Origin of the sequence: Bradyrhizobium sp. CCBAU 11357, from assembly GCF_028128865.1 — a bacterium.
GTDB lineage: Bacteria > Pseudomonadota > Alphaproteobacteria > Rhizobiales > Xanthobacteraceae > Bradyrhizobium.
Map to the genome: position 1 here is coordinate 162,682 of NZ_LBJW01000102.1, position 24,971 is coordinate 187,652.

Consider the following 24,971-nt stretch of genomic DNA (forward strand, 5'->3'; position numbering starts at 1 on the left):
GCCGTGCCGTAGTTCTACGGAACCCTCTCATGGCCTAAGTTCCCCGCGGAACCGGCTGGGAGCGTGGCGTGAGCGGTGAGGGGCGATCGAGGCGGCGGGATCGGCAGTGCGTTGCCGCTTTATCCGTCAGCATGGTCGCGCTCGCCTTGGGGCTCACCTTGCTGGCGTCGCCGGCCCACGCGGCCTGCACACCGGATCCAGCCACGAGCGGCCAGACTGTCAGCTGTACGGGCACCGACACCGACGGCTTTCAGGCCGGGGCCGGCGTCGACAGCCTCAATGTCAACGTGCTCTCGGGCGCGACCGTGAACGACAACGGCACGCTCTCGATCGGCGTCAACAATTCCAGCACCGTCACCAACAGCGGAACAGTGTCGGCAGGTTCGGGCCGCACCGGCATCGCCGTTGGAAATTCCAACACCGTGACCAACAACAGCACCATCACGGAGCTCGACAACGGCCTCGGCATCCAGGCGATCAATCAAAACGTCATCACCAATGCCGGCACGATCACGACGGGGGACAACGGTGCCGCGATCTCGGTCGGGGACAACAACACCGTCTCCAACAGCGGTGCGCTGTCGGTCGGCGCGTCGGGCGTGGGTGTCTTCTCCGGCCAGAACAACACGATCACCAACGTCGTGACGGGCACGATCACGGGCGGCGACGGTGCCAGCGGCATTTTTGCGTTCGGTGCCACGACCATCACCAATGCCGGCGCAATCAATGTCGGAAGTTCCGCCGGATTCTCCGGCGGCATTCTGGCGATCAGCAACAACAACACGGTCACCAACACCGCCACCGGCACGATCACGGTCGGGCAGTTCGCCGCCGGCATGTTCCTGCAAGGCAACGTCCAGACCGTCAGCAATTTTGGCTCAATCACAGCCGGCGATGTCGGCGTCGGCATCGCCGTGCAGGGCGACGATGCCAAGGTCACCAACGGCGGTGCGATCGCGGTGGGGGATACCGCATCGGCCGGCATTTCTGTGCAGGGTGACCGGGCCGTCATAAGCCAGAGCGGCACGATCAATGTCGGCCTGGGCGGCGTGGGCGCCGCCTATTCCGGTTCGTCGGCCACGATCACAAACAGCGGACGAATTACGGGCGGCGATTTCGCCGTAGGCATTTTTGTTGACGGTGACTCCAATGTCATCACCAACGGCGGCACCATCACCGTCGGCGCTGCCGGTGTCGGCATCGACGTCAGCTCTTTCAGCACGACCAACCAGATCGTCAATACCGGCACGATCAATGTCGGGGCTGGCGGCATCGGCATCAGCGTCAGTGGCGGCGGCAGCGTTTTCAACTCGGGGACCATCAACGCCGCGACGGGTTTGGCCGCGATCGAGTTCTGCATCTGTGGCCCGAACACGCTGACGCTCGGCCCCGGCAGCGTCATCAACGGCCAGGTGCTGGCGACCGGAACCGACACGTTCCAGCTCGGCGGCACCGGCAAGGATACATTCAATCTCGACCTGATCGGCACCGGCCTGCAGTACGACGGCTTTGCAACATTCAACAAGATCGACAGCTCGATCTGGACCGTAACAGGCACCGGCAATCAGGACTGGAACGTGCTCGGCGGCACGCTGATGCTTGCCGGCACCATCAACGGCACCGTGAGCATCGCCACCGGCGGCACGTTCGGCGGCGTGGGCTCGGTCGGCGCGATTGCCGTGAGTGGCGGTACGTTCGCGCCGGGCAGCCCGATCGGGACGCTCAACGTGGCCGGCAATCTCTCGTTCACGTCGGCATCGGGCTACATGGTGCAGGTCTCGGGTGCCAACAACGGGCTCGCCGTCGTGGCTGGCACGGCGACGCTTGGCGGGGCGACGGTCGTCGTCGTTCCCACCGGCTCGGTCGCGAAGCACTACAGGATCCTCAGCGCCGCGACGCTGCCCGATACGTTCAATCCTGTCGTCGCCGGCCTGTCGTCCAACCTGCACGCGACGCTCAGCTACGATCCCAACAACGTCTACCTCGACCTCGCGTTGGGCTACGGCAGCGGGCTCAACATCAATCAGCAGAACGTCGCCAACGTGTTGACGAGCTATTTCAACAGTACTGGCAGCCTGCCCGTGGCGCTCGCCAATCTTTCACCGGCGGGCCTGACCCAGGCCTCCGGCGAGTCGGCGACGGCATCGCAGCAGACGACCTTTGAGGCGATGAACCTGTTCATCAATCTGCTGACCGACGTGTTCGGCACGGCGCGCAGCGGCACGCCCGGCGCAACACCCTATGCCGATGACGCAAGCGCGAGTGCCTATGCCGCAACCCGCAAGACCGCACGCAACGCGTTCGCCGCCATCGACCGCAAGGCGCCGGCTGCGACGTTCGAGCAGCGTTGGGACGTGTGGGCGGCCGGCTATGGCGGCTCGCAGACCACCGACGGCAACGCCGGCCTCGGCTCGAACAGCACCACCAGCAGCGTCTATGGCACCGCCGTGGGCCTCGACTACCGCTTCTCGCCGTCGACGATTGCGGGCTTCGCGCTCGCAGGCGGCGGGACCGGATTCAACGTCAGCGGGCTCGGTTGGGGGCGCTCCGATCTGTTCCAGGCCGGCGCCTTCGTGCGTCATGCGGCCGGACCGGCCTACGTCACGGCGGCGCTCGCTTATGGCTGGCAGGACGTCACGACCAACCGTGTCGTGACGGCCGCCGGCTATGACCAGTTGCGGGCGCAGTTCAACGCCAACGCCGTCTCGGGCCGCATCGAGGGCGGCTATCGCTACGCCATGCAATGGGCCGGCGTCACGCCCTACGCCGCGCTCCAGGCCACCTTGTTCGGCCTTCCCGCCTATGCGGAGTCGGCCGTGGTCGGCGGCAACGCCTTCGCGCTCAACTACGCCGCCAAGGACGTGACCAGCACCCGCTCCGAGCTCGGCCTGCGCGCCGACCGGTCCTTTGCCGCAGCCGGTGGCCTTATGACTTTGCGCGGCCGCCTCGCCTGGGCGCACGATTACAATCCGGATCGTACGCTCAGTGCGGTGTTTCAGACGCTGCCGGGATCTGCCTTTGTCGTGAACGGCGCCGCGCAGGCGCGCGATTCGGCCCTGACCACGGCGTCGGTGCAGATGAACTGGATGAACGGCTGGTCCGCGTCGGCGACATTCGAGGGCGAGTTCTCGAACCTCACGCGGTCCTACGCCGGCAAGGGTCTCGTGCGCTACGCGTGGTAAGCTCGATTGATAGGCCACGGCGGGATTGCCATCCTCCCCTGGTGGGGGAGGATCGGTTCGCATGCAGCGAAGCGCAATGCGAACCGAGGTGGGGTGACAGTCTATCCGCAGTACACACTGCCCGCGTTGAGAGATCACCCCACCCCGCTCGCGCTCCGCGCGATCGACCCTCCCCCTCCAGGGGAGGGCTATCGCATGTGGCCCAGGAGTTCGAAGAAGAAGGCATCGTTCCAGCCGGCGCGCTTGAGCTTGAGGCGCAAGGAGATTTTTGTATCGGGATGAGCTCTGGCAACATTGAGGGCAAGTCGCCTGAGCACGGCAAGATTGGCGGGGCCGTTGTCCTTGCGGTTGCGGGCCAGGTCCTCGTCGAGGATGACGTCGAGGGGCCAGTGCAGACCGTTTTCGATGGTCCAATGGGTGCGAACAATGCTCAGGAGCTGCGTACGACTGTAGTTTTGGCTCAGCAGGAAGTAGCGCTCGACGGCTTTGTCCTTGCCGCGCTTGCTGGTGATCCGTGCTACGGCTTTGAGGCCCGGGAAGTTGTGCCTCGCCTCCATGTCCTTGACGGGCACGACGAGCGCACTGCGCTTTTCCTTGCGCCCATGGTCTGCATCGGTGGTGGCAACCGGCTTCTTGCCTTTGCGCGCCGCTGCGGCAATCGCCGCCCTGGCGTCGGCCAGCAGAGCAGGCTGGTTCTCCTTCACCGCCAGCACGTAATCGCCGCCCCGCGCCACGATCTGTTTGGCCATCTCACGATGACAGTGCAGTGCATCGGCCGTCACTACGCAGCCCTTGAGTTGCAGAAGTTCGAGCAGTTGCAGGGCGCCGGCAGCTTCGTTGTTGTTCGGCGCGAGAACATTAGCCAGCGCCATACGCGTCTGCGCCGCCCACGCCGTCACCATGACCGGCGGCATGTGGCTCTTGCCGCGCTCGTAGCCCCGCCGCAGCGCCTTGCCGTCCAGTGCGATCACGCCTCGCGGCCGTGCGATCTTCGCGCCTTCGGCGAAGGCTTCCATGAAGCGCCGGAATGCCGCCTCGAAGGCCTTTGGGTCGAGCATTCGGAACACGCGGCTGAACGTGTCGTGGCTCGGCAGCCCGTGCTTGAGCACCAGCACGTCTTGCCAAAGATAGGCCTTCAACCGCGCAAACAGCGCCATGTCCGTGCAGCTCGTCGCCCCACACAGCACCGCCATCAAAGCGATGAACAGAAGCTCCGTCAGATCGTGCAGCGCATTGTCCGCACGCGGGTCGGGCAGGTCTTCGAAGCACTCCGAGAATCGATCCATCGGCCGCTCCATCCAAATCCGGAGCCCCCTTCAGAATCGATTTTTGACCAAATCACAATGCCTTACACAGACGGCTCACATGCGATTCCCCTGCCCTCCAGGGGAGGGTCAGGAGGCTACTGCTTCTTCTGCTCGGGCTTGCGAGGTGAGCGCGGGGGTGCAGGCGCCGGCGCGCCGCTCATCTTGTTGGCGGCCTCGCTGACGTCGAGCAGCGAGCGGCGAATGTCGTCGAGATAGGCTGCCGACTTTTTCTTCATGGTGCCGGCAAGCTCGTGCAGCCCCTGGATCTTCTCGAACAGCTCGTCGGCCTTGCCGTCGACGAAGCCCGGCACCGCGCCTTCGATCTTCCCGACCGCCTTGTCGAAGCCCGCAAAGGCGCTGTCCACCTTGGCCATGACGGCGTCGATCTCGCCGCCCTTGCTCCTGAGGTCGGCGGTGGTGGCCTCGAACGTGTGCAGGCCCTCCTTGATCGCGGGGGCGTTGTTCACGATGGTGCGGTCGACGCTGTGCAGGGTTTCGACGATGGTTTCGGCGTCGCTGAGATCGGCCGTCAGCACCGGGATGCCGTCCGCGTCCAGCGGCACCGGCGGTGCAGAGGGAACGCCGCCGATCAATGAGATCGCGGCAACGCCGGTGAGGCCCTGGAACTCGATGCCTGCCACGGTGTCCTTGCGGATCGGTGCGGCATTGTCGAGCATGACGAGCGCCACGATCCTGCGGGGACTCTCCAGCTTGATCGACAGGATCTGGCCGGCGGGGACGCCGTCGAAATTGACCGGCCCTCCGCGGCGCAGGCCGCTGGCGGAGCCGCCCTCGAACACCACGCGCAACTGGCTGCGGCTCTGGATGGTGCGCCATTTCTGCACGCCGAGCAGGCCGCCGAACGCCACGGCGATCACCGCCAGCGTCGCCGTTCCGATCACAAGATTGCTCGCGCGTGCCATGCAGGGGCGATTTTACGGCCAAAGTGGGGAAGTTGGAAGAAGGCCGCGATCCTACGTAGGGCGGGTTAGCGAAGCGTAACCCGCCAACGCCTCGCGCGTGGATGCACCGAAGTGGTGGATTACGCTGCGCTAATCCACCCTACGGCACGGCGCGACCTCAGTGTCCCGCCGCCCGCCTTGCCGCGGCGTTGTTCAGCACGATCAGGGCATCGACGGCGACACCGGTCCTGGTGTTGATCAGGAACGGGTTGATGTCGATCGAGGCGATGCGATCGCCCGCATCCGCAATCAAATTGGACAGCCCGACCAGCGCCTTCACCGCCGAGGCCTCGTGCAAGACCGGCCTGCCGCGAAAGCCGCGCATCTTGATGCCGGCCTTGGTGCGGCCGATCAGGAGCCGTGCTTCGCTTGCGTCCAGCGGCGCGCCGGCGAGCGCGACGTCCTTCATCAGCTCGATGTCGATGCCGCCGGTGCCGAACAGCACGACCGGGCCCATCTCGGCATCGAGCGAGGCGCCGACCACCAGCTCGAGCTCGGCCTTGACCTGCTGTGCGATCAGGATGCCGTCGAGCTTCGGCTTGCCCTTGAGCTTCGCCACGCGCGCGGTGATGTCGGCGAACGCCTTCTTCACCTCGGCCGCGCTATTGAGGTTCAGCACCACGCCGCCGATGTCCGACTTGTGCAGGATCTCGGCGCTGACGACCTTCGCCACGACCGGAAAACCGATCTGCTTGGCAATCTTCACCGCGTCCGCCGCGGTCTGTGCGATCGCCTCCTTCGAGATCGGGATGCCGTAGGCCCTGAGCAGCTTCTTCGAGGCGACCTCGTCGAGCGCGGCGCCGGTCGCCGATGTCAACGTCTTCTCCAGCACGGCGCGCGCGGCGGGTTTCGAGCTCGAGACGATGTCGGGCACCTCCTTGCGCAGCTTGGCGTAGGCGAGCAGCGACTTGATCGCGGTCACCGCGCGGTCCATGCCCTGCATGACCGCTAGATGCGGCAGCGACTTCCGCAAGTCCTTAGTGTGCTCGGTGAAGCCGATCGACATCGCGCTGATATAGATCACCGGCTTTCCGGCCTTGCTCGCCATCTCGTTGACGATGCGCAAGTTGCGCTCGCGCAGCTCGTGCGGCGCCTTCGGCAGCTCGGCATCGATGATGACGATGTCGATATCGGGATCGTCGATCATCAGCTTGATCGACTTCATGTAGACGGAGGGATCGACCACCGCGGCGAAGCCGGCGTCGAGCGGATTGCCGACGATCGAGCCGGGGCCGAGCATCTTCGCGAGCTCCGCACTGACATGCGGGCTCAGCGGCGCGAAGTTCAGGCCTGCGGCGTAGAAGGCGTCGATCAGCATGCCGCGCTTGCCGCCGGACAGCGTCACGGCGGCGAGCCGGTCGCTTTTGGGCAAGCCAGCGTGGACGAAGCACTCGGTGGTCTCGATCAGCTCGTCGAGGCCGCCGACCCGGATCACCCCTTCGCGCGTCGCGATCGCGTCGAACGTCTCGATCGAGCCGGCGAGCGCGCCGGTATGCGCCATCGCCGCGGCGCGGCCGCCTTCGGAGGCGCCGAGCTTGAGCGCGATCACAGGCTTGCTCGCCGCGCGTGCTGCCTTGCAGGCGTCGCGGAAGGCCTTGGTGTTGCGCACGCCTTCGAGGTAGACGACGATCACCTTGATGCTCGGATCCTCGGCGAAATAGCGCATCAGATCCGGCGTCTCGAGTCCGGCCTCGTTGCCCGTGGTCACCATGTAGCCGACGCCGACGCCGCGGTCTTCCAGCGCCTGGCGGATCGCCATGACGATGGCGCCGGATTGGCCGGCGATCGCGACTGCGCCTTGCTCCATGGTGACGATGCGATCGTCGATATTGGTGAAGAGCTTTTCGCCGGCGCTCAAATTGCCGAGGCAGTTCGGGCCGGTCACGGCGAGCCCCGTCTCGCGCACGGCCGCCTGCAATTCGGCAGCGAGCTTCTGGCTTTCGTCATCCTGCAGCTCGCTGAAGCCCGAGGTGACGATGGTGGCCGAACGCGCGCCGGCCGCGGCGGCGTCGCGGATCACCTGCACGGCAAAGCGCGCAGGCACCAGCACCAGGACATGATCGGGCTTCTCCGGAAGACTCGCAAAGTCCTTGTAGCAGGGCACGCCCCAGATGGCGTCGCGCTTGGCGTTGACCGGATAGAGGCCGCCCTCGTAGCCGTACTTGATCAGATTGTTCCAGATGCGTTCGGCATAATTGCCGGGCTTGTCGGTCGCGCCCACCAGCACGATGTTGTGCGGATGCAGCATGGCATGGATGCCCTTGACGATGTCTTCCGCGTCAGGCGGCGGAGACCATGGGCGGGACGCGGACGCAGCAGACACATGGGCTTCCATGGCGTGACCTCACCTGTTGTTCTTGTTTGGTGTTGCGTCACTCTGTTCTATGGCGAGTCCTTTGGCAACTGTGTGGCTGGTATGCCGTGTGGTGGAATGAAGTGCGCATCGGTGCGTGTCAATCCCGATCGGCGATCTATCCGTCGGCTCCAATCAATGTCGCATGCAGGATGTAGCGCTCGGGTCCGGGAGTGACTGCGTCGAATGGCCAGCAGGTCGCGAGGACAATCTCGAAACCCTGTGCCATGGGATCGATGCCGGACGCATCGAAGCGAACCACGGCCGAGGAATCCGCGCGATAGCGAAAGTGTCGACCGTCGCTGCGCGTGACGTCGACGACGTCACCAATGGCAACATCCTTCAGGAAGCGAAAATGAGTGTCGCGATGGCCGGCATAGACGGCAATCCCGCGTTCGCCCGCATCTGCCGTGTGCTGGATATGGCCCGGTCCGAAAGCGAGCGCCTGCCCGCTCGCGCCTTCCAGCACGATGGCGCTGGCACCGATCCGCTTGACCTCGATCCGCGCGACCGGCCAGGTGTCGGCCCACGACCACGGCTTGACCGCGACGCCCGTCGCAACACTTCGGTCGAAAGCGCGCTCCAACAGCACCTGCGCCAGCCAGGCCTTGGCGTGGATGTAGGCGCCATCGCCGAACAGGAGGAGGCCGATCAGCGCCAATAGCAGGGGAGAGATGAGGCGGGGCATTTTATCCACGATCGTCATTGCGAGCGAAGCGAAGCAATCCAGAGTCGTTCCGCGGAGGCAGCCTGGATTGCTTCGCTGCGCTCGCAATGACCGTGAGAAAAAAGGCGCGCGCGGCCGTTGTAGGGGACGGGCAGCCGCGCGCGCTAACAGAGGAGTTCGGGGGGCTCCTCTCTCAAACGGTGTCAGTGAGCAAGCTCTGACGCCGGTTGAACACGAACAGGACCAGGGCGAGCACGATCAGGATGAAACCCGCGATCATCTTCAGCTCGGCCGAGGTTGCGGTCTTGGGCAGACGGATCGCGTCGGGCGCGGCAGGCGTCGGCCGCCGCGTCGCCGGCTGATTGCGCGCATCGGCGTGACGTTCGCGCAGCTGTGTCGGCGTCAGATGCGGCCGCTCGCCGAACACTTTCTCGAACTCCCAGCCCGCGGGCAGGTTGATCGGCAGCTCGCTGAGCTTCAGCGGCGCGCCCTCGGGCCGGCTTGGCGTCTTGTCGACCGCGACGAGGCTGGTCAGCCGCGTGACGATCTGATGGTCGAGCGCCAGCGCCAGGATCGCCTTGTCGGAGTCTTCGGGTGTCATCTCGCGCAGGGTGCGTGCCACCTCCGCATCGGCGATCTTGCGCCTGGCCCAGAGTTTCGACAGGCCCTTGCCTTCGGCGGCGTTTTGCAGCGGCAGCGTCACCGACCATGGACGGTCGCCGACGCGACCCTTGATCTCGAGCGCGCCTGCGAGCTTGTCGAGCCTGGCCGCCAGCACCAGAGGTTCGTCGCGATAGACGTCGGGAATGATCGCCGGGGTGACGTCGGCATTGGCTTCGGAAAACTTTGCGGTGAGGCCGGTCACGGCCGGATTCTCCAGCCTGGCGAACAGGCCGCGCATGCGCTCCTCGACCTGCTCGACGGACCCGATGTGGGTGAAGGCGCCGCGGCCGAGCTCGGCGGCGCGGGTCATCAGATAGGTGTTGGGCGCAGATCCGATGCCGACCATGAAGACGCGCGAGCGGCCGCGCATCGTCGTGATCGCATCGAACAATTGCTGCTCGTTGCCGATCGCGCCGTCGGTCAGGAACACGACCTGGCGGACCATGCCGGTGTCGCCGAGCTTGTCGGTCAGTGCCGCGCGCATCGCCGGCACCATCTCGGTGCCGCCGCGCGCCTGCAAGGCGCCGACGAAGGAGGTCGCCTCGCCGACATGCGCGGCATCGGCCGGGACGGAGGCCGGAAACAGCACGTCCATGGTGTCGTCGAAGCGGATCACGTTGAAGCGGTCATTCGGCTGCAGGCGGCCGAGGGCGTAGAGCAGGCTCGCCTTGGCCTGCACGATGGAGGTGCCGCCCATCGAGCCGGAATTGTCGATCACGAACACGACCTCGCGCGGCAGCGGCTTCTGCGTCGCCTGCTCGGCGCTCGGCGGGGTGACGAAGGCGAGCAAATAATCGGCATCGCCGACATGCTCGCGAAACAGGCCGACCGACGGCGCTTTCTCCCCAGCCGGCCTCCAGGTCAGCTCGAAGTCACGGTCGGCGGGCACGGCACCGTCGGCGAGCGTCACCACGCGCGTCGCATTGTCCGGGCTTTCCGTCTTGACGTTGTGATGGTGGCTCTTGATCTCGCCGAGCGCGAAGCCGGCCTGCAGGCGTACCGTGATGCTGGTCGGATTCACCGGCGCATTCTTGGCGGGATCCAGCACAGGGGGCGAGATGCGCTCACGATCCGGCACCGGGTCCGACGTCGCGGCGCCCCAGCCCGAGCCATCCTTGCGGAAGTCGACGCTCTGGACGATCGGCGCGGGATTGTAGCGCGGCCCGACCACGAGCGGCAGGCGTAACGAATAGTCGTTGCCGACTTGATGCACCGGCTCCTGGTACTCGATCTGCACCAGCACGGTTTCGCCGGGACCGATATTGGCGACCGAGTTGGTGAAGATGTTCGGCCGTTCCTGCTCCGTGAGCGCGGCCTTCTGGCCGGCGCGGCGCGCCTCCTCGTAGATCACGCGCGCCTGCTGCCGCTCCTTGATGTCGCCGACGATGACGCGGTCGCCGACCACCATCTTCAGCGTGTCGACGGCGCCGCCGGCCGCGAGCGGATAGACGTAGGTGGCCTCGACCCAATCCTTGCTCGGGTTGCGGAATGCTTGTGTGACGCGGGCGCGCAAGGTCGGGCCCGACACCGTGATGTCGACATCGGTCCCGAGGCGGATGGCCTCTAGGGTGACGCCGTCCTGCTTCAGCAGCAGGCTGCCCGAGCGTGCTTCGCCGGGCTGGAGCAGGCTGGCCTGTTCAGTCGTTGCCGACCAGCTCGCGCCAAAACTCACCAGCAGGGCCAGGAAGGCGACCAGCATCACTGCGATGCCTTGCGCGAGAAGGAACAGCCCGACCTTGATGAGGCGGCTCAACAGGGAGTGTTCGTCGCTGTCGGCCGTGTCGTAGGCGTCCATTTGGCTTGCTCCCGCAGCATGTTTGCTGGCCCTCAGCATCCGCCTGCGGGGCGGCAATTCGCGAGCAGAATGATCGGCAATGTTCCGCCGCGGCCGGCCCCGGCTCGCTTCGGCCGGGGCGGTCATGTGCGGTTTTGTGCTGGTTTGTCCGCCCTGCTAGAGTGACCATCCTGGAGCGGGGCTGACGATGCAGACGCAGGACAAACTCACCGACAAGCAGCTTTCGGACGAGCAGAGCCGCGAGATCGCCGAGACCATTCGCGAGGAGCTCGCCCGGCGGCGGATCTCCCGGCAGGCGCTGGCCGAGCAGGCCAAGCTGAGCCTGTCGACGCTGGAGAAGGTGCTCGGCGGCCGGCGCCCGTTCACGCTGGCGACGACAGTCCGGCTGGAGCAGGCGCTCGGCGTCTCCTTGCGCAAAAGTGTTGTCGTGGCGACGCCCGCGGCCGCAAGCGACGTCGCGCCCGACAGCCTCGGTTCCTATGCCCATCGCGCGGTGACCTGGCTCGAGGACGTCTACATCACCTTGCGGCCGTCGTTCGGCGACAAGGATGCGATTTTCGCCTATCGCACCGACATCGCGTGGGAGCCGAAAGTCTCGTCGCTGGTCTTTCGCGAGGGCGATCGGACCGACGCCGCCTACGAACATACCGGCGAGGTCGCCGTCCCGCATCAGTCTGGCTTCATCTACCTCGTCATCATCAAGCATGGCCAGCACCGCGTGATCACGGTGTCGCGGCCGACGGTATCCGGCGAGATGTATGGCATCATCTCGACGCTGCGCGCCGGGCCCGGGTCGCAGCTCACGCCGATCGCGGCGCCGATCGCCTATGTGCCGCTCAGGAATGTTGCGAAGCCGTCTCTGGGCCGGGTCGCGTCCGGCGATGCCAATTATGAGCTGTACCGAAAGCACCTGCGTCGCACGGTGGAAGAGCCCTTCGCGCTCTTCCTGCCGGCATAACCGCTTCGATCTCGTTCAGCACGCCTTCCGACGCGTTGAGGCTTGCGGGCATCGCCGAGCGCCGCTCGCGACGTCAGTCACCACATGCGCTCAAGAAAGCGCCCGCAAGGGGCGCTTCGATCAGGCGTTGGCGACCTTCTTGTCGATTTCGGACGCCGCCGAAAACGCCTTGCGCAAGGTCGGCTTGTGGATCTTGCCGGTGGCGTTGCGCGGCAACGCATCGACGAAGCGGATCTGGCGCGGGCATTTGAAGCGCGCCAGATTGGCCGCGCAATGGGCGAACAGCTCGGTTTCCGTCAGCTCGTGTCCCGGCTTGGTCGCGATGATGGCAAGGCCAACCTCGCCCCATTGCGCATCAGGAATGCCGATCACGGCAGCTTCCGCGATGGCGTTGAGCTGGTGCAGCACGTTCTCGACCTCGGCCGGATAGACGTTCTCGCCGCCCGAGATGTACATGTCCTTCCAGCGATCGACGATGTAGTAGAAGCCTTCCTCGTCGACGCGGGTGGCGTCGCCCGTGTGCAGCCAGCCGTCGGTGAAGGAGGTCTTGTTCGCCTCCGGCCTGTTCCAGTAGCCCGGCGTGATGTTGGGGCCCTTGACCCAGAGTTCGCCGAGCTCGCCGACATCGGCGTCGCTGCCGTCGGGGCGCACGATGCGCACCTCGGTGTGCAGCACCGGCTTGCCGGCCGAGCCGGCCTTGCGCGCTGCATCCTCGCGGTCGAGCACCAGCACGGCCGGCGAAGTCTCGGTCATGCCGTAGCCCTGCTGCAGCGCGACGCCGCGCGCTTCCCACACCTTCAACAGCGGCACCGGCATCGGTGCGCCGCCGACACCGCCGACGATCAGCCGGCTGAGATCGGTGGTCGCGAAAGCGGGGTTCTGCGCCATGAACTGGTAGATCGCAGGCACGCCGAAGAACACGTTGATGCCCTGCGCGGGATCGTTGATCAGGCCGAGCGCCGTGCCGGGATCGAAGGCGCGCATGATCATCACGGTGCCGCCGGCATGCAGCACGGGATTGGTGTAGCAGTTGAGTCCGCCGGTGTGAAACAGCGGCAGCACGGTGAGCAGCACCGAGGTCGGCCCGATGCAGGCCGGGCCGCCGAGATTGACGCAATTCCAGAAGGTCATGCCATGGGTGATGGTCGCGCCCTTGGGATGGCCGGTCGTGCCCGACGTGTACATGATGGTCGAGACGTCATCGAGCGTCACGTCCTCGGCGCGCTCCAGCGGCTTTGCGGCGGCGATGCCGGCCTCATAGGACCCGCCGGGTCCAAGCAGCAGGCTGGTCGCGACGCCGCAGAGCTTCGCCACGCTGAGCGCCGTCTCGGCCAGATCAGTATCGTGGATCATCACCTTCGGCGCGCAGTCGGCGGTGATGAACTGAAGCTCGGGTACCGTGAGGCGGGTGTTGAGCGGCACGAAGATCGCCCCCAGCCGCCCGCAGGCGAACTGCACCTCCAGCGTATCGGTCGTGTTCAGCGCCAGCACCGCGACGCGGTCGCCGCGCGAGACGTTGAGCGTGTGGCGCAGCAACGAGGCGAGGCGTGAAACGCGGGCATCGAGCTGCGAATAGGTGAAGCGGCGCTCGCTCGCGAGGTCGACGACCGCGGCCTTGTCAGGCGCGCGGCGGGCATGATGGGCGATCCAGTCGTAATAGCGAACGGCCAAAGATGTCTCCCTCGGCGGCTTCATACCGCCCGCTTTCTTGCGGCTTGCGCACCATGCCCGGCCTGGGCCTGGGGCCAGCCGGAGTCTTTGCAGCAACGTCTTTTTGCGCCAGAGTTGGCCTGCAAGCGGTGAAAATCGTCTTGCGTTGAGTTGCTGGCTTGCTGCCATGCTTGAACCGTCCGCGCCAATCAGCCACTCCGCGCAAGTGAGCGGCCAAGGTTCCAGCCATGGTGGCCGAGACGAATCCGTTCGAGGCAAGTCCCGCGATGAAGAGCCCGTTCTATACCGCCGAGCACGACGCGTTCCGCGACGTGATGCGGCGCTTCGTCGAGAAGGAGATCGCGCCCTTCGCCCATGAATGGGACGAAGCCGGCGAATTCCCGCGCGAGCTCTACCGCAAGGCGGCCGAAATCGGTCTGCTGGGACTTGGATTCCCGGAAGGATATGGCGGCATCGCCGCCGACCAGTTCATGAAGATCGTGGCGAGCCAGGAGCTTGCGCGCGCCGGCGCGGGCGGCGTCAGCGCGAGCCTGATGAGCCACACCATCGGCTCGCCGCCGATCGCGCGGGCCGCACGGGCCGAGGTAAAGGCGCGCGTGCTGCCGCAGGTGCTGGCCGGCGCGAAGATCTCCGCGCTCGCCATCACCGAGCCGGGCGGCGGCTCCGACGTCGCGAACCTGCGCACCCGCGCGCGGCGCGACGGCGAGCACTACGTCGTGAGCGGCGAGAAGACCTTCATCACGTCAGGGATGCGTGCCGATTATCTGACCGTTGCGGTGCGCACCGGCGGCGAGGGCGCCGGCGGCGTCAGCCTGCTCCTGATCGAAGGCGACACGCCCGGCCTGTCGCGGACGAAGCTGAAGAAGATGGGCTGGTGGGCCTCCGATACCGCGACGCTGCATTTCGACGCATGCCGCGTGCCCGCGGAGAACCTGATCGGCGAGGAGGGCCAGGGCTTCAAGATCATCATGCAGAACTTCAACAGCGAGCGCATGGGCATGGCGGCGAGCTGCACCGCCTTCGCGCGGGTCTGCCTCGACGAGGCGATCGCCTATGCCAAGGAACGCAAAACCTTCGGCAAGCCGCTCGCGCAGCACCAGGTCATCCGGCACAAGATCGTCGACATGGCGCAGAAGGTGGCGGCTTCGCAAGCGATGCTGGAAATGCTGGCCTGGCGGCTCGAGCAGGGCGAGAGCCCGGTCGCCGAAATCTGCATGATGAAGAACCAGGCGACGCAGACCATGGCGTTCTGCGCCTCGGAGGCCGTGCAGATCTTCGGCGGCGCCGGCTTCATGCGCGGCATCAAGGCCGAACGCATCTACCGTGAGGTCAAGGTCAACGCCATCGGCGGCGGCACCGAGGAGATCATGAAGGATCTGGCGTCGCGGCAGATGGGGTTGTGAACGCCGTCATTCCGGGGCGCGCGAAGCGCGAGCCCGGAATCCATCGCGCCGCAAGCACCGTCGAGAAATGGATTCCGGGCTCATCGCTGCGCGATGCCCCGGAATGACAAAGGGGAAAGAATGCTATTCACCGCCGACCACGACGACATCCGCCGCTCCTTACAAAAATTCATCGCGGGCGAGATCAATCCTCACGTCGATGAATGGGAAAAGGCCGACATCTTCCCGGCGCACGAGCTGTTCAAGAACATGGGCAGCCTCGGCTTCCTCGGCCTGAACAAGCCCGTCGAGTTCGGCGGCTCGGGCCTCGACTATTCCTACGCGCTGATGATGGCCGAGGAGCTCGGGGCCATCACCTGCGGCGGCGTGCCGATGGCGATCGGGGTGCAGACCGACATGGCAACGCCGGCATTGGCGCGCTTCGGCTCCGACGAGGTGCGGCGCGAATTCCTCAGCCCCTCGATCTCCGGTGACTACGTCGCCTGCATCGGCGTCTCGGAGCCCGGCGCCGGCTCCGACGTCGCCTCGATCAAGACCCAGGCACGCTCCGACGGCGACGATTACGTCATCAACGGCGGCAAGATGTGGATCACCAACGGCACGCAGGCCGACTGGATCTGCCTGCTCGCCAACACCGGCGACGGTCCCGTTCACCGCAACAAATCGTTGATCTGCGTGCCCATGAAGGCCAAGGGTGTCACTGTCGCGCGAAAACTCGACAAGATGGGGATGCGCTCCTCCGACACCGCGCAGATCTTCTTCGACAATGTCCGTGTGCCCAAGCGCAACCGGATCGGCGAGGAGGGCCAGGGTTTCACCTACCAGATGATCCAGTTCCAGGAGGAGCGGCTCTGGGGCGCGGCCGCCTGTCTGAAGGCGCACGAATACATCATCGACCAGACCATCGCGTACACGCGCAATCGGAAAGCGTTCGGCAAGTCGATCCTCGACAACCAGGTCGTGCACTTCAAGCTCGCGGAGATGCAGACCGAGGTCGAACTCTTGCGCGCGCTGATCTATCGCGCCGGCGAGCAGCTGGTCGCCGGCGAGGATGTCACGAAGCTCGCGACCATGGCCAAGCTCAAGGCCGGCCGGCTCGGCCGCGAGCTCACCGACGCCTGCTTGCAATATTGGGGCGGAATGGGCTTTACCAACGAGACGCCGGTCAGCCGTGCCTATCGCGACAGCCGCCTGACGTCGATCGGCGGCGGTGCCGACGAGGTCATGCTGATGGTCCTGTGCAAGATGATGGGCACGCTGCCGGGTAGTAAGGGGAACGCCTGATGATCACGCTCTATCATTGCGACGCCGCGCGCTCGTTCCGTCCGCTCTGGATGCTGGAGGAGATGGGGCTGCCCTATGAATTGAAGATGCTGCCGTTCCCGCCGCGCGTCTTCGCCAAGGATTATCTCGGCATCAATCCGCTCGGCACGATTCCTTTCCTGATCGACGGCGAGACCAGGATGACGGAATCCTCCGGCATCTGCCATTACCTCGGCACCAAATACGGCCCGACGCCGTTGATGGTCGGCCTGGAAGATCCCGCCTATGGCACGTTCCTGAACTGGATGTATTTCAGCGACGCCACGTTAACCTTCCCGCAGACGCTGGTGCTGCGATACACCCAGCTCGAGCCGGAGGAGCGCCGCAACCCGCAGGTCGCCACCGATTACGCGAAATGGTTCTTGGGGAGACTGCGCGCCGTCGAGGCAGCTACGGCGAATGCCGAAACATTGTGCGCGGGCCGCTTCACCGCCGCGGACATTGTCATCGGTTACGCGCTTCGGCTCGCGAGCAATATCGGGCTTGCCAAGGATTTCGGGCCAAACGTCGCAGCCTATTGGGCCCGCCTGCAGCAGCGCGACGGCTACAAGCGCGCCGTTGCTGCGGAGCAAAAGGCCGGGGAAGAGCAGAATGTCGCGCCTCGCGCGAGGGCGTAAGGGCCTCTGGCCGTCATTCCGGGGCGATGCGCAGCATCGACCCGGAATCTCGAGGTTCCGGGTTCGCGCTTTGCGCGCCCCGGAACGACAGCGCATGTTTCCATGACAGCGCTATCCTACCGTGACAGCGCCCAAATTTCCGCTAAGGTGACCTCCGTCCGCAGCGGCCAGAGAGCCGCGCGAGGAGGAACCCAATGGAATATAACGGTCGCGAATCCGACCATCTGATGCTGATCACGCCGGAGCGCGTGTTTTATGCGGGCCTGCTCGGCCGTCCGCGCAAGCGGACCCCCGGTTGCTGCCACGTCTATGTCGCGGTGAAGGGCAATCTGCACCTCACCATCGACGACGTCCTCGCCACCGGCGAGCTGTTCGTCACCTTGCCGAACCAGCGGCATTCCATCGCCAGCGACTATCGTACCGTGATCAGCGTGACGCTGGAGCCGGAAAGCATGCCGGATGGCGTGATCGAAGCCTTGGCCGTGCGCCTGACCGGACCCGATCGGGCCGCCTATGCCCGCAAGATCCTCGCCGCCTACGCGCTGCTGCGCCAGCGCCGTTATGGCGACATCACCACCGCCGAGTTCGACGAGATGTGCTTCGGCGAGGCGCTGCCGCGCCGTGTGCTCGACCCGCGCATCTCGCGCGCCGTGGCACGCATCGAGCGCTTCTCCGGCGAGCCGGTGACGGCGGACACCTGCGCCGCGGAAGCTGGCCTCTCGGCCTCGCGCTTCCTGCATCTGTTCAAGGAGGAGACCGGCATCTCGTTCCGCTCCTTCCGGGCCTGGAAGCGCGCGCGGCATCTGCTGCACTTCGCCAACCAGGACCTCAACCTCGCCCATCTCGCGCAGGACATCGGCTATCCCGATTCCACGCATTTCAGCCACTCGATCCGCCGCTTCTACGGATTGAAGCCGCGCGCGATCTTCGTCGGCTCGCGGGATCTCGCGATCTATCGCAGCACCGAAACGGTGCGGATGGCGGAGGCGGGTTAACGCCGCTCTCGTAGGGTGGGCAAAGCGACTTGTCCGCCGTAGCTCGAAGAGCGTAGGCGGAAGCGTGCCCACCATCTTTGCCAAACACCGAGAGTGGTGGGCGCGGCGCAAGGGCGCCTTTGCCCACCCGACGAAAGCTCGTCCTTTCCCAGCTTCTCCGCGCAAGAAGCCGCATGTCGCGCGGCACATGATCGCAAGCGTTGAATTCTCAACGTGCGAGACATTGAACGCATGAGCGACAAGGCCGTCATCACCTGCGCGCTGAACGGCGTGCTCACCGACCCCAGGCAGCACAACGTGCCCGTGACGCCCGAGCAGATGGCGCGCGAGGCCAAGGCTGCGTTCGAGGCCGGCGCGTCCATCATGCACATCCATCTGCGCCAGCAGGGGCCGGGCAAGGGACATCTGCCGTCCTGGGAGGTCGTGGTCAGCAAGGAAATCCAGCAGGCGATCCGCGAAGCCTGTCCCGGCGTGATCATCAACCACACCTCGGGTGTGTCGGGGCCGAATTATTCAGGCGCGCTCGACTGCATTCGCGAGACCAGGCCGGAGATCGCCGCCTGCAACGCCGGCTCGCTGAACTACCTGAAGGTGAAGGCCGACAACAGCTGGGCCTGGCCGCCGATGATGTTCGACAATTCGGTCGAGAAGGTGAAGGACTATCTCGACGTCATGAACGCGGTCGGCACCATCCCCGAGTTCGAGTGCTTCGACGTCGGCATCGTCCGCTGCGTCGGCATGTACACCCAAGTCGGCATGTACAAGGGCCCGCTTGAATACAACTTCGTGATGGGCGTCGCCTCCGGCATGCCGGCCGACCCTGAATTGCTGCCGATCCTGATCAAGCTGAAGCGTCCCGAAGCGCATTGGCAGGTCACCGCCATCGGCCGCGAGGAGATCTGGCCGCTGCACCAGCGCTGCGCCGAGCTCGGCGGCCACTTGCGCACCGGTCTCGAGGACACGTTCTACCTCGCCGACGGCAAGAAGGTGACATCGAACGGCCAGCTCATCGAAGCCGTCGCCGCCTGCGCAAGGCGCGCCGGCCGCGAGATCGCGAGCCCCGCCGAGGCGCGGAAGATCTTTGGGACGAATCGCTGAACATCCCCGTCGTTCCGGGGCGATGCGTAGCATCGGACCCGGAACCTCGAGATTCCGGGTTCACGCTTCGCGTGCCCCGGAATGACGATCAAGGTCTGTCATGTCCACCATCGAAAACACCATTTCCCCCGGCAGCGCCAGCTACCACGCCAACCGCGACGGCATGCTCGGGCTGATCGATCGCATGCGCGCGCTGGAAGAGCGCACGCGCGCGGCCTCGGCCGCGGCGAAGGACCGCTTCCACAAGCGCGGCCAATTGCTCCCGCGCGAGCGCGTCGCGCTGGTGCTCGATCCCGGCGCGCCCTTCATCGAGCTGTCGACGCTCGCCGGCTACATGTTCGACGTGCCGGATGCGAGCAAGAGCGTGCCGGGCGGCGGCGTCATCGCCGGCATCGGCTTCGTCTCGGGCATCCGCTGCATGGTCAGCGCCAGCGATTCCGGCATCGACGCCGGCGCGCTGCAGCCTTACGGCCTCGACAAGACGCTGCGGGTGCAGGAGCTCGCGCTGGAGAACAAGCTGCCCTACGTCCAGCTGGTCGAAAGCGCCGGCGCCAATTTGCTGCGCTACCGCGTCGAGGATTTCGTGCGCGGCGGCAACATCTTTCGCAACCTGGCGCGGCTCTCGGCCGCCGGCCTGCCGGTCGTCACCGTGACGCACGGCTCCTCCACCGCGGGCGGCGCATATCAAACGGGTCTCTCCGACTACATCGTGATGGTGCGCGGCCGCACCCGCGCCTTCCTGGCGGGACCCCCGCTGCTGAAAGCGGCGACCGGCGAGATCGCGACCGAGGAAGAGCTCGGCGGCGCCGAGATGCATACGCAAATCTCCGGCTTGGGCGACTATCTCGCCGAGGACGATCGCGACGCGCTTCGCATCGCGCGCGAGATCATGGCGGCGATGGAATGGGAGCGGCCGGGCAGGGCGGCTCCAGAGTTCAAGCCGCCGCGCTACGATCAGGACGAGCTGCTCGGCATCATGCCGATGGACCACAAGCGCCCGGTCGACATGAAGCAGGTGATCGCGCGCATCGTCGACGATTCCGATTTCACCGAGATGGCGCCGAATTACGGCCCGGCCACCGTCTGCGGCCATGCCCGCATCGAGGGCCAGGCCGTCGGCATCATCACCAACAACGGCCCGCTCGACCCCGCCGGCGCCAACAAGGCGACGCATTTCATCCAGGCCTGCTGCCAGACCCGCACGCCGCTGCTCTATCTCAACAACACCACCGGCTATATGGTCGGCAAGGCCTATGAAGAAGCCGGCATGATCAAGCACGGCTCCAAGATGATCCAGGCGGTGACGTCGGCGACGGTGCCGCAGATCACCATCTATTGCGGCGCCTCGTTCGGTGCCGGCAATTACGGCATGTGCGGCCGCGGCTTCCATCCGCGCTTCTGCTTCTCCTGGCCCAACGCCAAGACCGCGGTGATGGGCGGCGAGCAGGCGGCCGAGACCATGGCGATCGTGACCGAGGCGGCAGCAGCCCGCCGCGGCAAGCCGATCGAGAAGGACAAACTGGACGCGATGAAGGCGCAAATCATCGGCGTGTTCGACGGCCAGATGGATGTGTTCTCCACCAGCGCCCGCGTGCTCGATGACGGCGTGATCGATCCGCGCGACACCCGCGCCGTGCTGTCGGAGGTGCTCGCGATCTGCCGCGAGGGCGATGCGCGCACGCCCCAGCGCATGCAATTCTCGGTGGCGCGCCCATGAGGAACGGATCAGTGCAGCAGCGGCCGTTCTTCAAGGTCCTGGTGGCCAACCGCGGCGAGATCGCGCTGCGCGTGATGCGCAGTGCGCGGCAGCTCGGCCTTGGCGTCGTCGCGGTCTATTCGGATGCCGATCGCGATGCGCTTCATGTGAGGCAGGCCGATCAGGCCGTGCGCATCGGCGAAGCCCTGCCGGCGCAATCCTATCTGAACATTCCCGCGATCATCGCCGCGGCCAGGGCCAGCGGCGCGGATGCCGTTCACCCCGGCTATGGCTTCCTCGCCGAGAACGAGGAGTTTGCGCGCGCCTGCAAGGAAGCCGGCCTCGTCTTCATCGGCCCGTCGCCGCAGGCGATCGAGGCGATGGGCAACAAGGCCGGCGCCAAGGAGATCATGAAGAAAGCCGGCGTGCCCATCGTGCCCGGCTACCAGGGCACTGAGCAGGGCGACGAGGCCATGCTCGCGGAAGCCAGAGCGATCGGCTTTCCCGTGATGATCAAGGCGGTCGCCGGCGGCGGCGGGCGCGGCATGCGACTCGTCACCGATGCGGCGTCGTTCCCCGATGCGCTGCGCAGCGCGCGGTCGGAAGCGAAGGCCGCGTTCGGCGATCCCACACTCATCCTCGAACGCGCCATCCAGAATCCGCGCCACATCGAGATCCAGGTGTTCGGCGACAGCCACGGCAACGCCATCCATCTCGGCGAGCGCGATTGCTCGGTGCAGCGGCGCCATCAGAAGCTGATCGAGGAGGCGCCGTCGCCCGCGGTCACGCCGGAGCTGCGCGCGAAGATGGGCGAGGTTGCGGTCGCCGCAGTCAAGGCGCTGCGCTATGAGGGCGCCGGCACGCTTGAATTCCTGCTCGATTCCAGCGGCGCGTTCTACTTCATGGAGATGAACACGCGGCTCCAGGTCGAGCATCCCGTCACCGAGGCGATTACCGGGCTCGATCTCGTCGAGCTGCAGCTGCGCGTCGCGCGTGGCGAGCCATTGCCGGTGAAGCAGCAGGACATCAAGTTCTCCGGCCACGCCATCGAGGTCCGGCTCTGCTCGGAAGACGCCGCGCAGGATTTCATGCCGCAGTCCGGCCGCATGGCGCGCTGGCACGTGCCAGAGGGCATCCGCGTCGAGCACGCGTTGCAATCGGGCTCGGAGATCCCGCCGTTCTACGATTCCATGATCGCCAAGGTGATCAGCCACGGCGCCACACGCGAGGAGGCGAGGGGGCGGCTGATCGTCGGGTTGGAGCAGCTCACCGCGTTCGGCGTAACCACGAACCAGGCGTTCCTGTTGTCCTGCCTGCGTCATCCCGGCTTTGCCAAGGGCGAAGCGACGACGGCGTTCATCGGCGCGCATCGCGATGAATTGCTGGCGCCGCGCGCGGACGCGGCATTCGAGACGGCGCTGGCGGGCTTGGTGCTCTACGTCACCAACCCGCGTGCGCCGTCCTGGCAGGACGGGCGGAGCCTCGCCGCCACTTTTCCGCTGCCGGCGAAAATCGAGATTGCCGGCCACGCGCACGAGCTCGACATCACGCGCGAACGCGACGGCAGCTACACCGTCGCCGCCGAAGGCCGCCAGTATAAATTCGAGATCGACGAGCTCGATCCCGACGCCATCCGCTTCCGCCACGCTGGTGTGATGGACAGCGCCAAATTCCTGCGTGACGGCGATCGGCTCCATCTCCAGCACCGCGGCATCCCGCTCGCGGTCACCGATCTCACCCTCGCCGCGCCGAAGGCCGCCGCAAGCAATGGCGGCGACGGCAAGGTCCGCGCCGCCATGAACGGCCGCGTCGTCGCCGTTCTCGTCAAGCCCGGCGACCGCGTCACCGTCGGCCAGCCGGTGCTGACGCTGGAAGCGATGAAGATGGAGCACGTCCACAAGGCCGGCATCGACGGCGTGGTCAGCGCGATCGACGTCGCCGAAGGCGAGCAGGTCACGACGGGACGGATCGTCGCGGAGATCGGGGCTTAGCCGGTGCCGCGAGTTCCGCAATCGTAGGGTGGGCAAGGGCGCGAAGCGCGGTGCCCACGAATGTCGATTATGAAGCGGGATAGTGGGCACGCTCCGCTTTGCCCACCCTACAGGACCTCCCGGAAATACCAACGATTTCAACGGGGTATTCGCCCGCAAAAGCTTGCACATAATCACCATTGAACATTGTTCAGTCCTGGACTACAAATAATGAACTTTGTTCAATCAACCCGGAGCCTCGCATGCTGCACGCCGATGATCCCGCCCAAGCGGCCACTGCCAGGCTGCCTTCACTGTCTCGCCGTTTCGCGCTTGGCGCGCTGCAAGCCCGCGAAAAATACTTGGCCGGTGCATTCTTCATCCTGATCCTGGCTGCGTTCTTCGCACCCGCACTGCCAGCCTCCGCCTGGCACATCCCGCATTTCGTCGACGACCGCACCTGGTTCGGCGTGCCCAACGCCGGCGATGTGCTGAGCAATCTGGCTTTTCTCGCGATGGGCGTCTGGGGCTCCGAGCGGCTGCGTGCCCGCAATGATGCGCCGGCGGGTGCGAGCTGGTTCTTCGTCGGGCTGATCCTCACGTGCCTGGGCTCGGGCTTCTATCATCTCGACCCCGATGTGCCGCAACGACTCGTCGCCGATCGTCTCGGCATGGCGGTGGCATTCGCGGGCTTTCTCGGCATCGCGGCCAGCGAGCGCATCAGCACGCGCGCAGGTGAAGCGGTGCTGGTGCTGACGATGATCGCGGGTCTATTAGCTGCCTGGGTCGCACGCGAGAATCTCACGCCATGGGTGGTGGTGCAGTTCGGCGGCATGGCGCTGGCCGTGGGCCTCGCGTTGACACGCCCGAGGCCCGGCGCACTCGGCGTGCCGCTCGGCGGCGTGATCGTCTTCTATGTGCTGGCCAAGCTGTTCGAACTCGGCGATGCAACGGTGTTCGAGGCGACCGGGCACGTGATCTCGGGCCACACGCTCAAGCACCTCGCCGCCGCGCTCGCGGCCTGGCCGGTGATCCGGGCGCTTGGATCTGGGCCCAGTACTCATTAAGCGGCTGGCCGCCGACTGATGTCCGCTTAAGCCCCAACACCGGCGAAGAAGAGCTATCTTCCAATGTCGCTGACGGGCCATTAAGCGACATTGCCAAGTCAATTGAACCGCGGGGGTAGCGCGGCGCCGCGGGCGCGCGGCGCGCTGATATGTGTTAAGCTTTTCTGGCCGGTTAAGCATCGGGAGAGGATTGTGACGCGACGCGAGTTCATCGCAGTCGTCAGCAGCGCGGCGGCCATCCGCCCGATCGGCGCGCGTGCAGAGCGCCCGCCAGAGCGTGTCCTCTATTTCACATACTCGGCCGGCTATCGGCACGACGTCATACCACTTTCCGAAGCAATCCTGACGCAGCTTGGAAGGAATTCCGGTGCCTTTGAAGTCATCGCAACGGAAGACTTGTCTGAATTTTCGACCGGAAACCTCGAGCGGTACGCCGCTGTGATGTTCTACACAAGCGGTGAAATTCCGATGAGCGGTGCCCAAAAGATAGCACTTCTCAACTTTGTGCGCTCGGGCCGTGGCTTTCTCGGCGTTCACTCGGCCACGGACACATTCTACACTTGGCCAGACTATCTCGATCTGATCGGCGGCTATTTCAATGGTCATCCCTGGCATCAGAGTGTGACCATCGAGGTGACTGATGTTGCAGACCCACTGGTGGCGTTTCTGGGGAATTCGTTGCAGTTGAACGACGAAATCTACCAGATCAGCGACTTCGACTATCGCGGATCACGCGTGCTCCTGCGCCTCGACCAAAGTTCGGTGGACCTCAATAAGGCCGGTGTGCATCAACGCTTCTATGGTTGGCCGCTCGCCTGGAAACGATTTTACGGCGAGGGGCGAGTATTCTATTCGGCGCTTGGCCACGCGGCGTCGGTCTGGCAGGACCCGCGCTGTCAGAAAATCCTCACTAACGCTATCCTCTGGTCTACGAGAAGGTCGACCTAGTGCAACCGGATTGCCATGCCGCTTGTGCATTTCCTACAGGCAAATATTGTGGCGATATCGACAATGCCGCTCGCGTTGATCGAGACTGGCTGTCGCCCGGCATGTCGGATTATCGGAAGTATCCCACGCTGCAAAGAACTGAAAGACAAGAACGTAGGCCACTGCACGCTCAATGCTGGTTATCACTTCGAGTTTGGGTCAGACTCGACCCTCAATGTGCCGGATCGGGGCTTCCGGTCCTTCCTGACAAGCTGCCTTTTTTGAGGCGCATCGAACGTCGCCGTCGGCCATGTCCG

The 24,971-nt window shown here is 65.4% G+C and carries 17 protein-coding genes; 11 read left to right on the plus strand and 6 right to left on the minus strand.

Annotation, left to right across the window (positions count from 1 at the left end; all coding sequences use genetic code 11):
- Nucleotides 1-68: 68 nt before the first annotated feature.
- Nucleotides 69-3,182, plus strand: a complete 3,114-nt coding sequence (locus tag XI05_RS20530; protein ID WP_271505115.1) for an autotransporter outer membrane beta-barrel domain-containing protein — start codon at nucleotides 69-71, stop codon at nucleotides 3,180-3,182.
- Nucleotides 3,183-3,370: 188 nt separating this feature from the next.
- Here the strand turns inward: XI05_RS20530 and XI05_RS20535 are convergent, their stop codons facing one another.
- From XI05_RS20535 to XI05_RS20555, 5 genes are all read right to left on the minus strand, one after another.
- A complete protein-coding gene (locus XI05_RS20535) occupies nucleotides 3,371-4,468 on the minus strand; it encodes an ISAs1 family transposase (RefSeq protein WP_271505117.1) in 1,098 nt (365 codons plus the stop codon).
- Between the two features lie 116 nt (nucleotides 4,469-4,584).
- On the minus strand, nucleotides 4,585-5,412 hold the full coding sequence (locus tag XI05_RS20540) for an MlaD family protein (RefSeq protein ID WP_271505119.1): 828 nt from the start codon (nucleotides 5,410-5,412) through the stop codon (nucleotides 4,585-4,587).
- Between the two features lie 157 nt (nucleotides 5,413-5,569).
- Entirely contained in the window at nucleotides 5,570-7,786 is a 2,217-nt protein-coding gene (locus XI05_RS20545; protein WP_271505121.1) for an acetate--CoA ligase family protein, read from the minus strand.
- 136 nt (nucleotides 7,787-7,922) lie between these two features.
- Nucleotides 7,923-8,492, minus strand: coding sequence for a class GN sortase (locus XI05_RS20550; protein ID WP_271505123.1), 570 nt, complete (start codon nucleotides 8,490-8,492; stop codon nucleotides 7,923-7,925).
- Between the two features lie 172 nt (nucleotides 8,493-8,664).
- A complete protein-coding gene (locus XI05_RS20555; RefSeq protein ID WP_271505125.1) occupies nucleotides 8,665-10,929 on the minus strand; it encodes a marine proteobacterial sortase target protein in 2,265 nt (754 codons plus the stop codon).
- Between the two features lie 187 nt (nucleotides 10,930-11,116).
- On the opposite strand from XI05_RS20555, the gene XI05_RS20560 reads away from it, so the two are divergent.
- Nucleotides 11,117-11,887 carry a helix-turn-helix transcriptional regulator gene (locus XI05_RS20560; protein WP_271505127.1) on the plus strand — a complete coding sequence of 257 codons (771 nt, stop codon included), beginning with the start codon at nucleotides 11,117-11,119 and terminating at the stop codon, nucleotides 11,885-11,887.
- A 120-nt stretch (nucleotides 11,888-12,007) separates the two neighbouring features.
- Here XI05_RS20560 and XI05_RS20565 read toward each other — a convergent pair whose 3' ends face one another.
- Entirely contained in the window at nucleotides 12,008-13,558 is a 1,551-nt protein-coding gene (locus tag XI05_RS20565; protein ID WP_271505129.1) for an acyl-CoA synthetase, read from the minus strand.
- Nucleotides 13,559-13,824: 266 nt separating this feature from the next.
- On the opposite strand from XI05_RS20565, the gene XI05_RS20570 reads away from it, so the two are divergent.
- From XI05_RS20570 to XI05_RS20610, 9 genes are all read left to right on the plus strand, one after another.
- The gene (locus tag XI05_RS20570; protein ID WP_271505207.1) at nucleotides 13,825-14,961 is read left to right on the plus strand and encodes an acyl-CoA dehydrogenase family protein; all 1,137 of its coding nucleotides are present in this window, start codon (nucleotides 13,825-13,827) and stop codon (nucleotides 14,959-14,961) included.
- Nucleotides 14,962-15,081: 120 nt separating this feature from the next.
- Nucleotides 15,082-16,245 (plus strand): acyl-CoA dehydrogenase family protein, encoded by a 1,164-nt coding sequence (locus XI05_RS20575; protein WP_271505131.1) that lies wholly within the window; start codon nucleotides 15,082-15,084, stop codon nucleotides 16,243-16,245.
- Nucleotides 16,245-16,901 (plus strand): glutathione S-transferase family protein, encoded by a 657-nt coding sequence (locus tag XI05_RS20580; RefSeq protein ID WP_212255900.1) that lies wholly within the window; start codon nucleotides 16,245-16,247, stop codon nucleotides 16,899-16,901. The genes XI05_RS20575 and XI05_RS20580 overlap by 1 nt, the downstream gene beginning before the upstream one ends.
- Nucleotides 16,902-17,095: 194 nt before the next feature.
- On the plus strand, nucleotides 17,096-17,896 hold the full coding sequence (locus XI05_RS20585) for a helix-turn-helix domain-containing protein (protein WP_271505133.1): 801 nt from the start codon (nucleotides 17,096-17,098) through the stop codon (nucleotides 17,894-17,896).
- Nucleotides 17,897-18,127: 231 nt separating this feature from the next.
- Complete coding sequence (locus tag XI05_RS20590; RefSeq protein WP_271505135.1) at nucleotides 18,128-18,994, plus strand: 3-keto-5-aminohexanoate cleavage protein; 867 nt, start codon at nucleotides 18,128-18,130, stop codon at nucleotides 18,992-18,994.
- Nucleotides 18,995-19,094: 100 nt separating this feature from the next.
- Nucleotides 19,095-20,711, plus strand: coding sequence for an acyl-CoA carboxylase subunit beta (locus tag XI05_RS20595; RefSeq protein WP_271505137.1), 1,617 nt, complete (start codon nucleotides 19,095-19,097; stop codon nucleotides 20,709-20,711).
- On the plus strand, nucleotides 20,708-22,681 hold the full coding sequence (locus XI05_RS20600) for an acetyl-CoA carboxylase biotin carboxylase subunit (protein ID WP_271505139.1): 1,974 nt from the start codon (nucleotides 20,708-20,710) through the stop codon (nucleotides 22,679-22,681). The genes XI05_RS20595 and XI05_RS20600 overlap by 4 nt, the downstream gene beginning before the upstream one ends.
- 242 nt (nucleotides 22,682-22,923) lie before the next feature.
- Nucleotides 22,924-23,727 carry a hypothetical protein gene (locus XI05_RS20605; protein WP_271505141.1) on the plus strand — a complete coding sequence of 268 codons (804 nt, stop codon included), beginning with the start codon at nucleotides 22,924-22,926 and terminating at the stop codon, nucleotides 23,725-23,727.
- Nucleotides 23,728-23,919: 192 nt separating this feature from the next.
- Nucleotides 23,920-24,675 carry a ThuA domain-containing protein gene (locus tag XI05_RS20610; RefSeq protein WP_271505143.1) on the plus strand — a complete coding sequence of 252 codons (756 nt, stop codon included), beginning with the start codon at nucleotides 23,920-23,922 and terminating at the stop codon, nucleotides 24,673-24,675.
- Nucleotides 24,676-24,971: the final 296 nt, after the last annotated feature.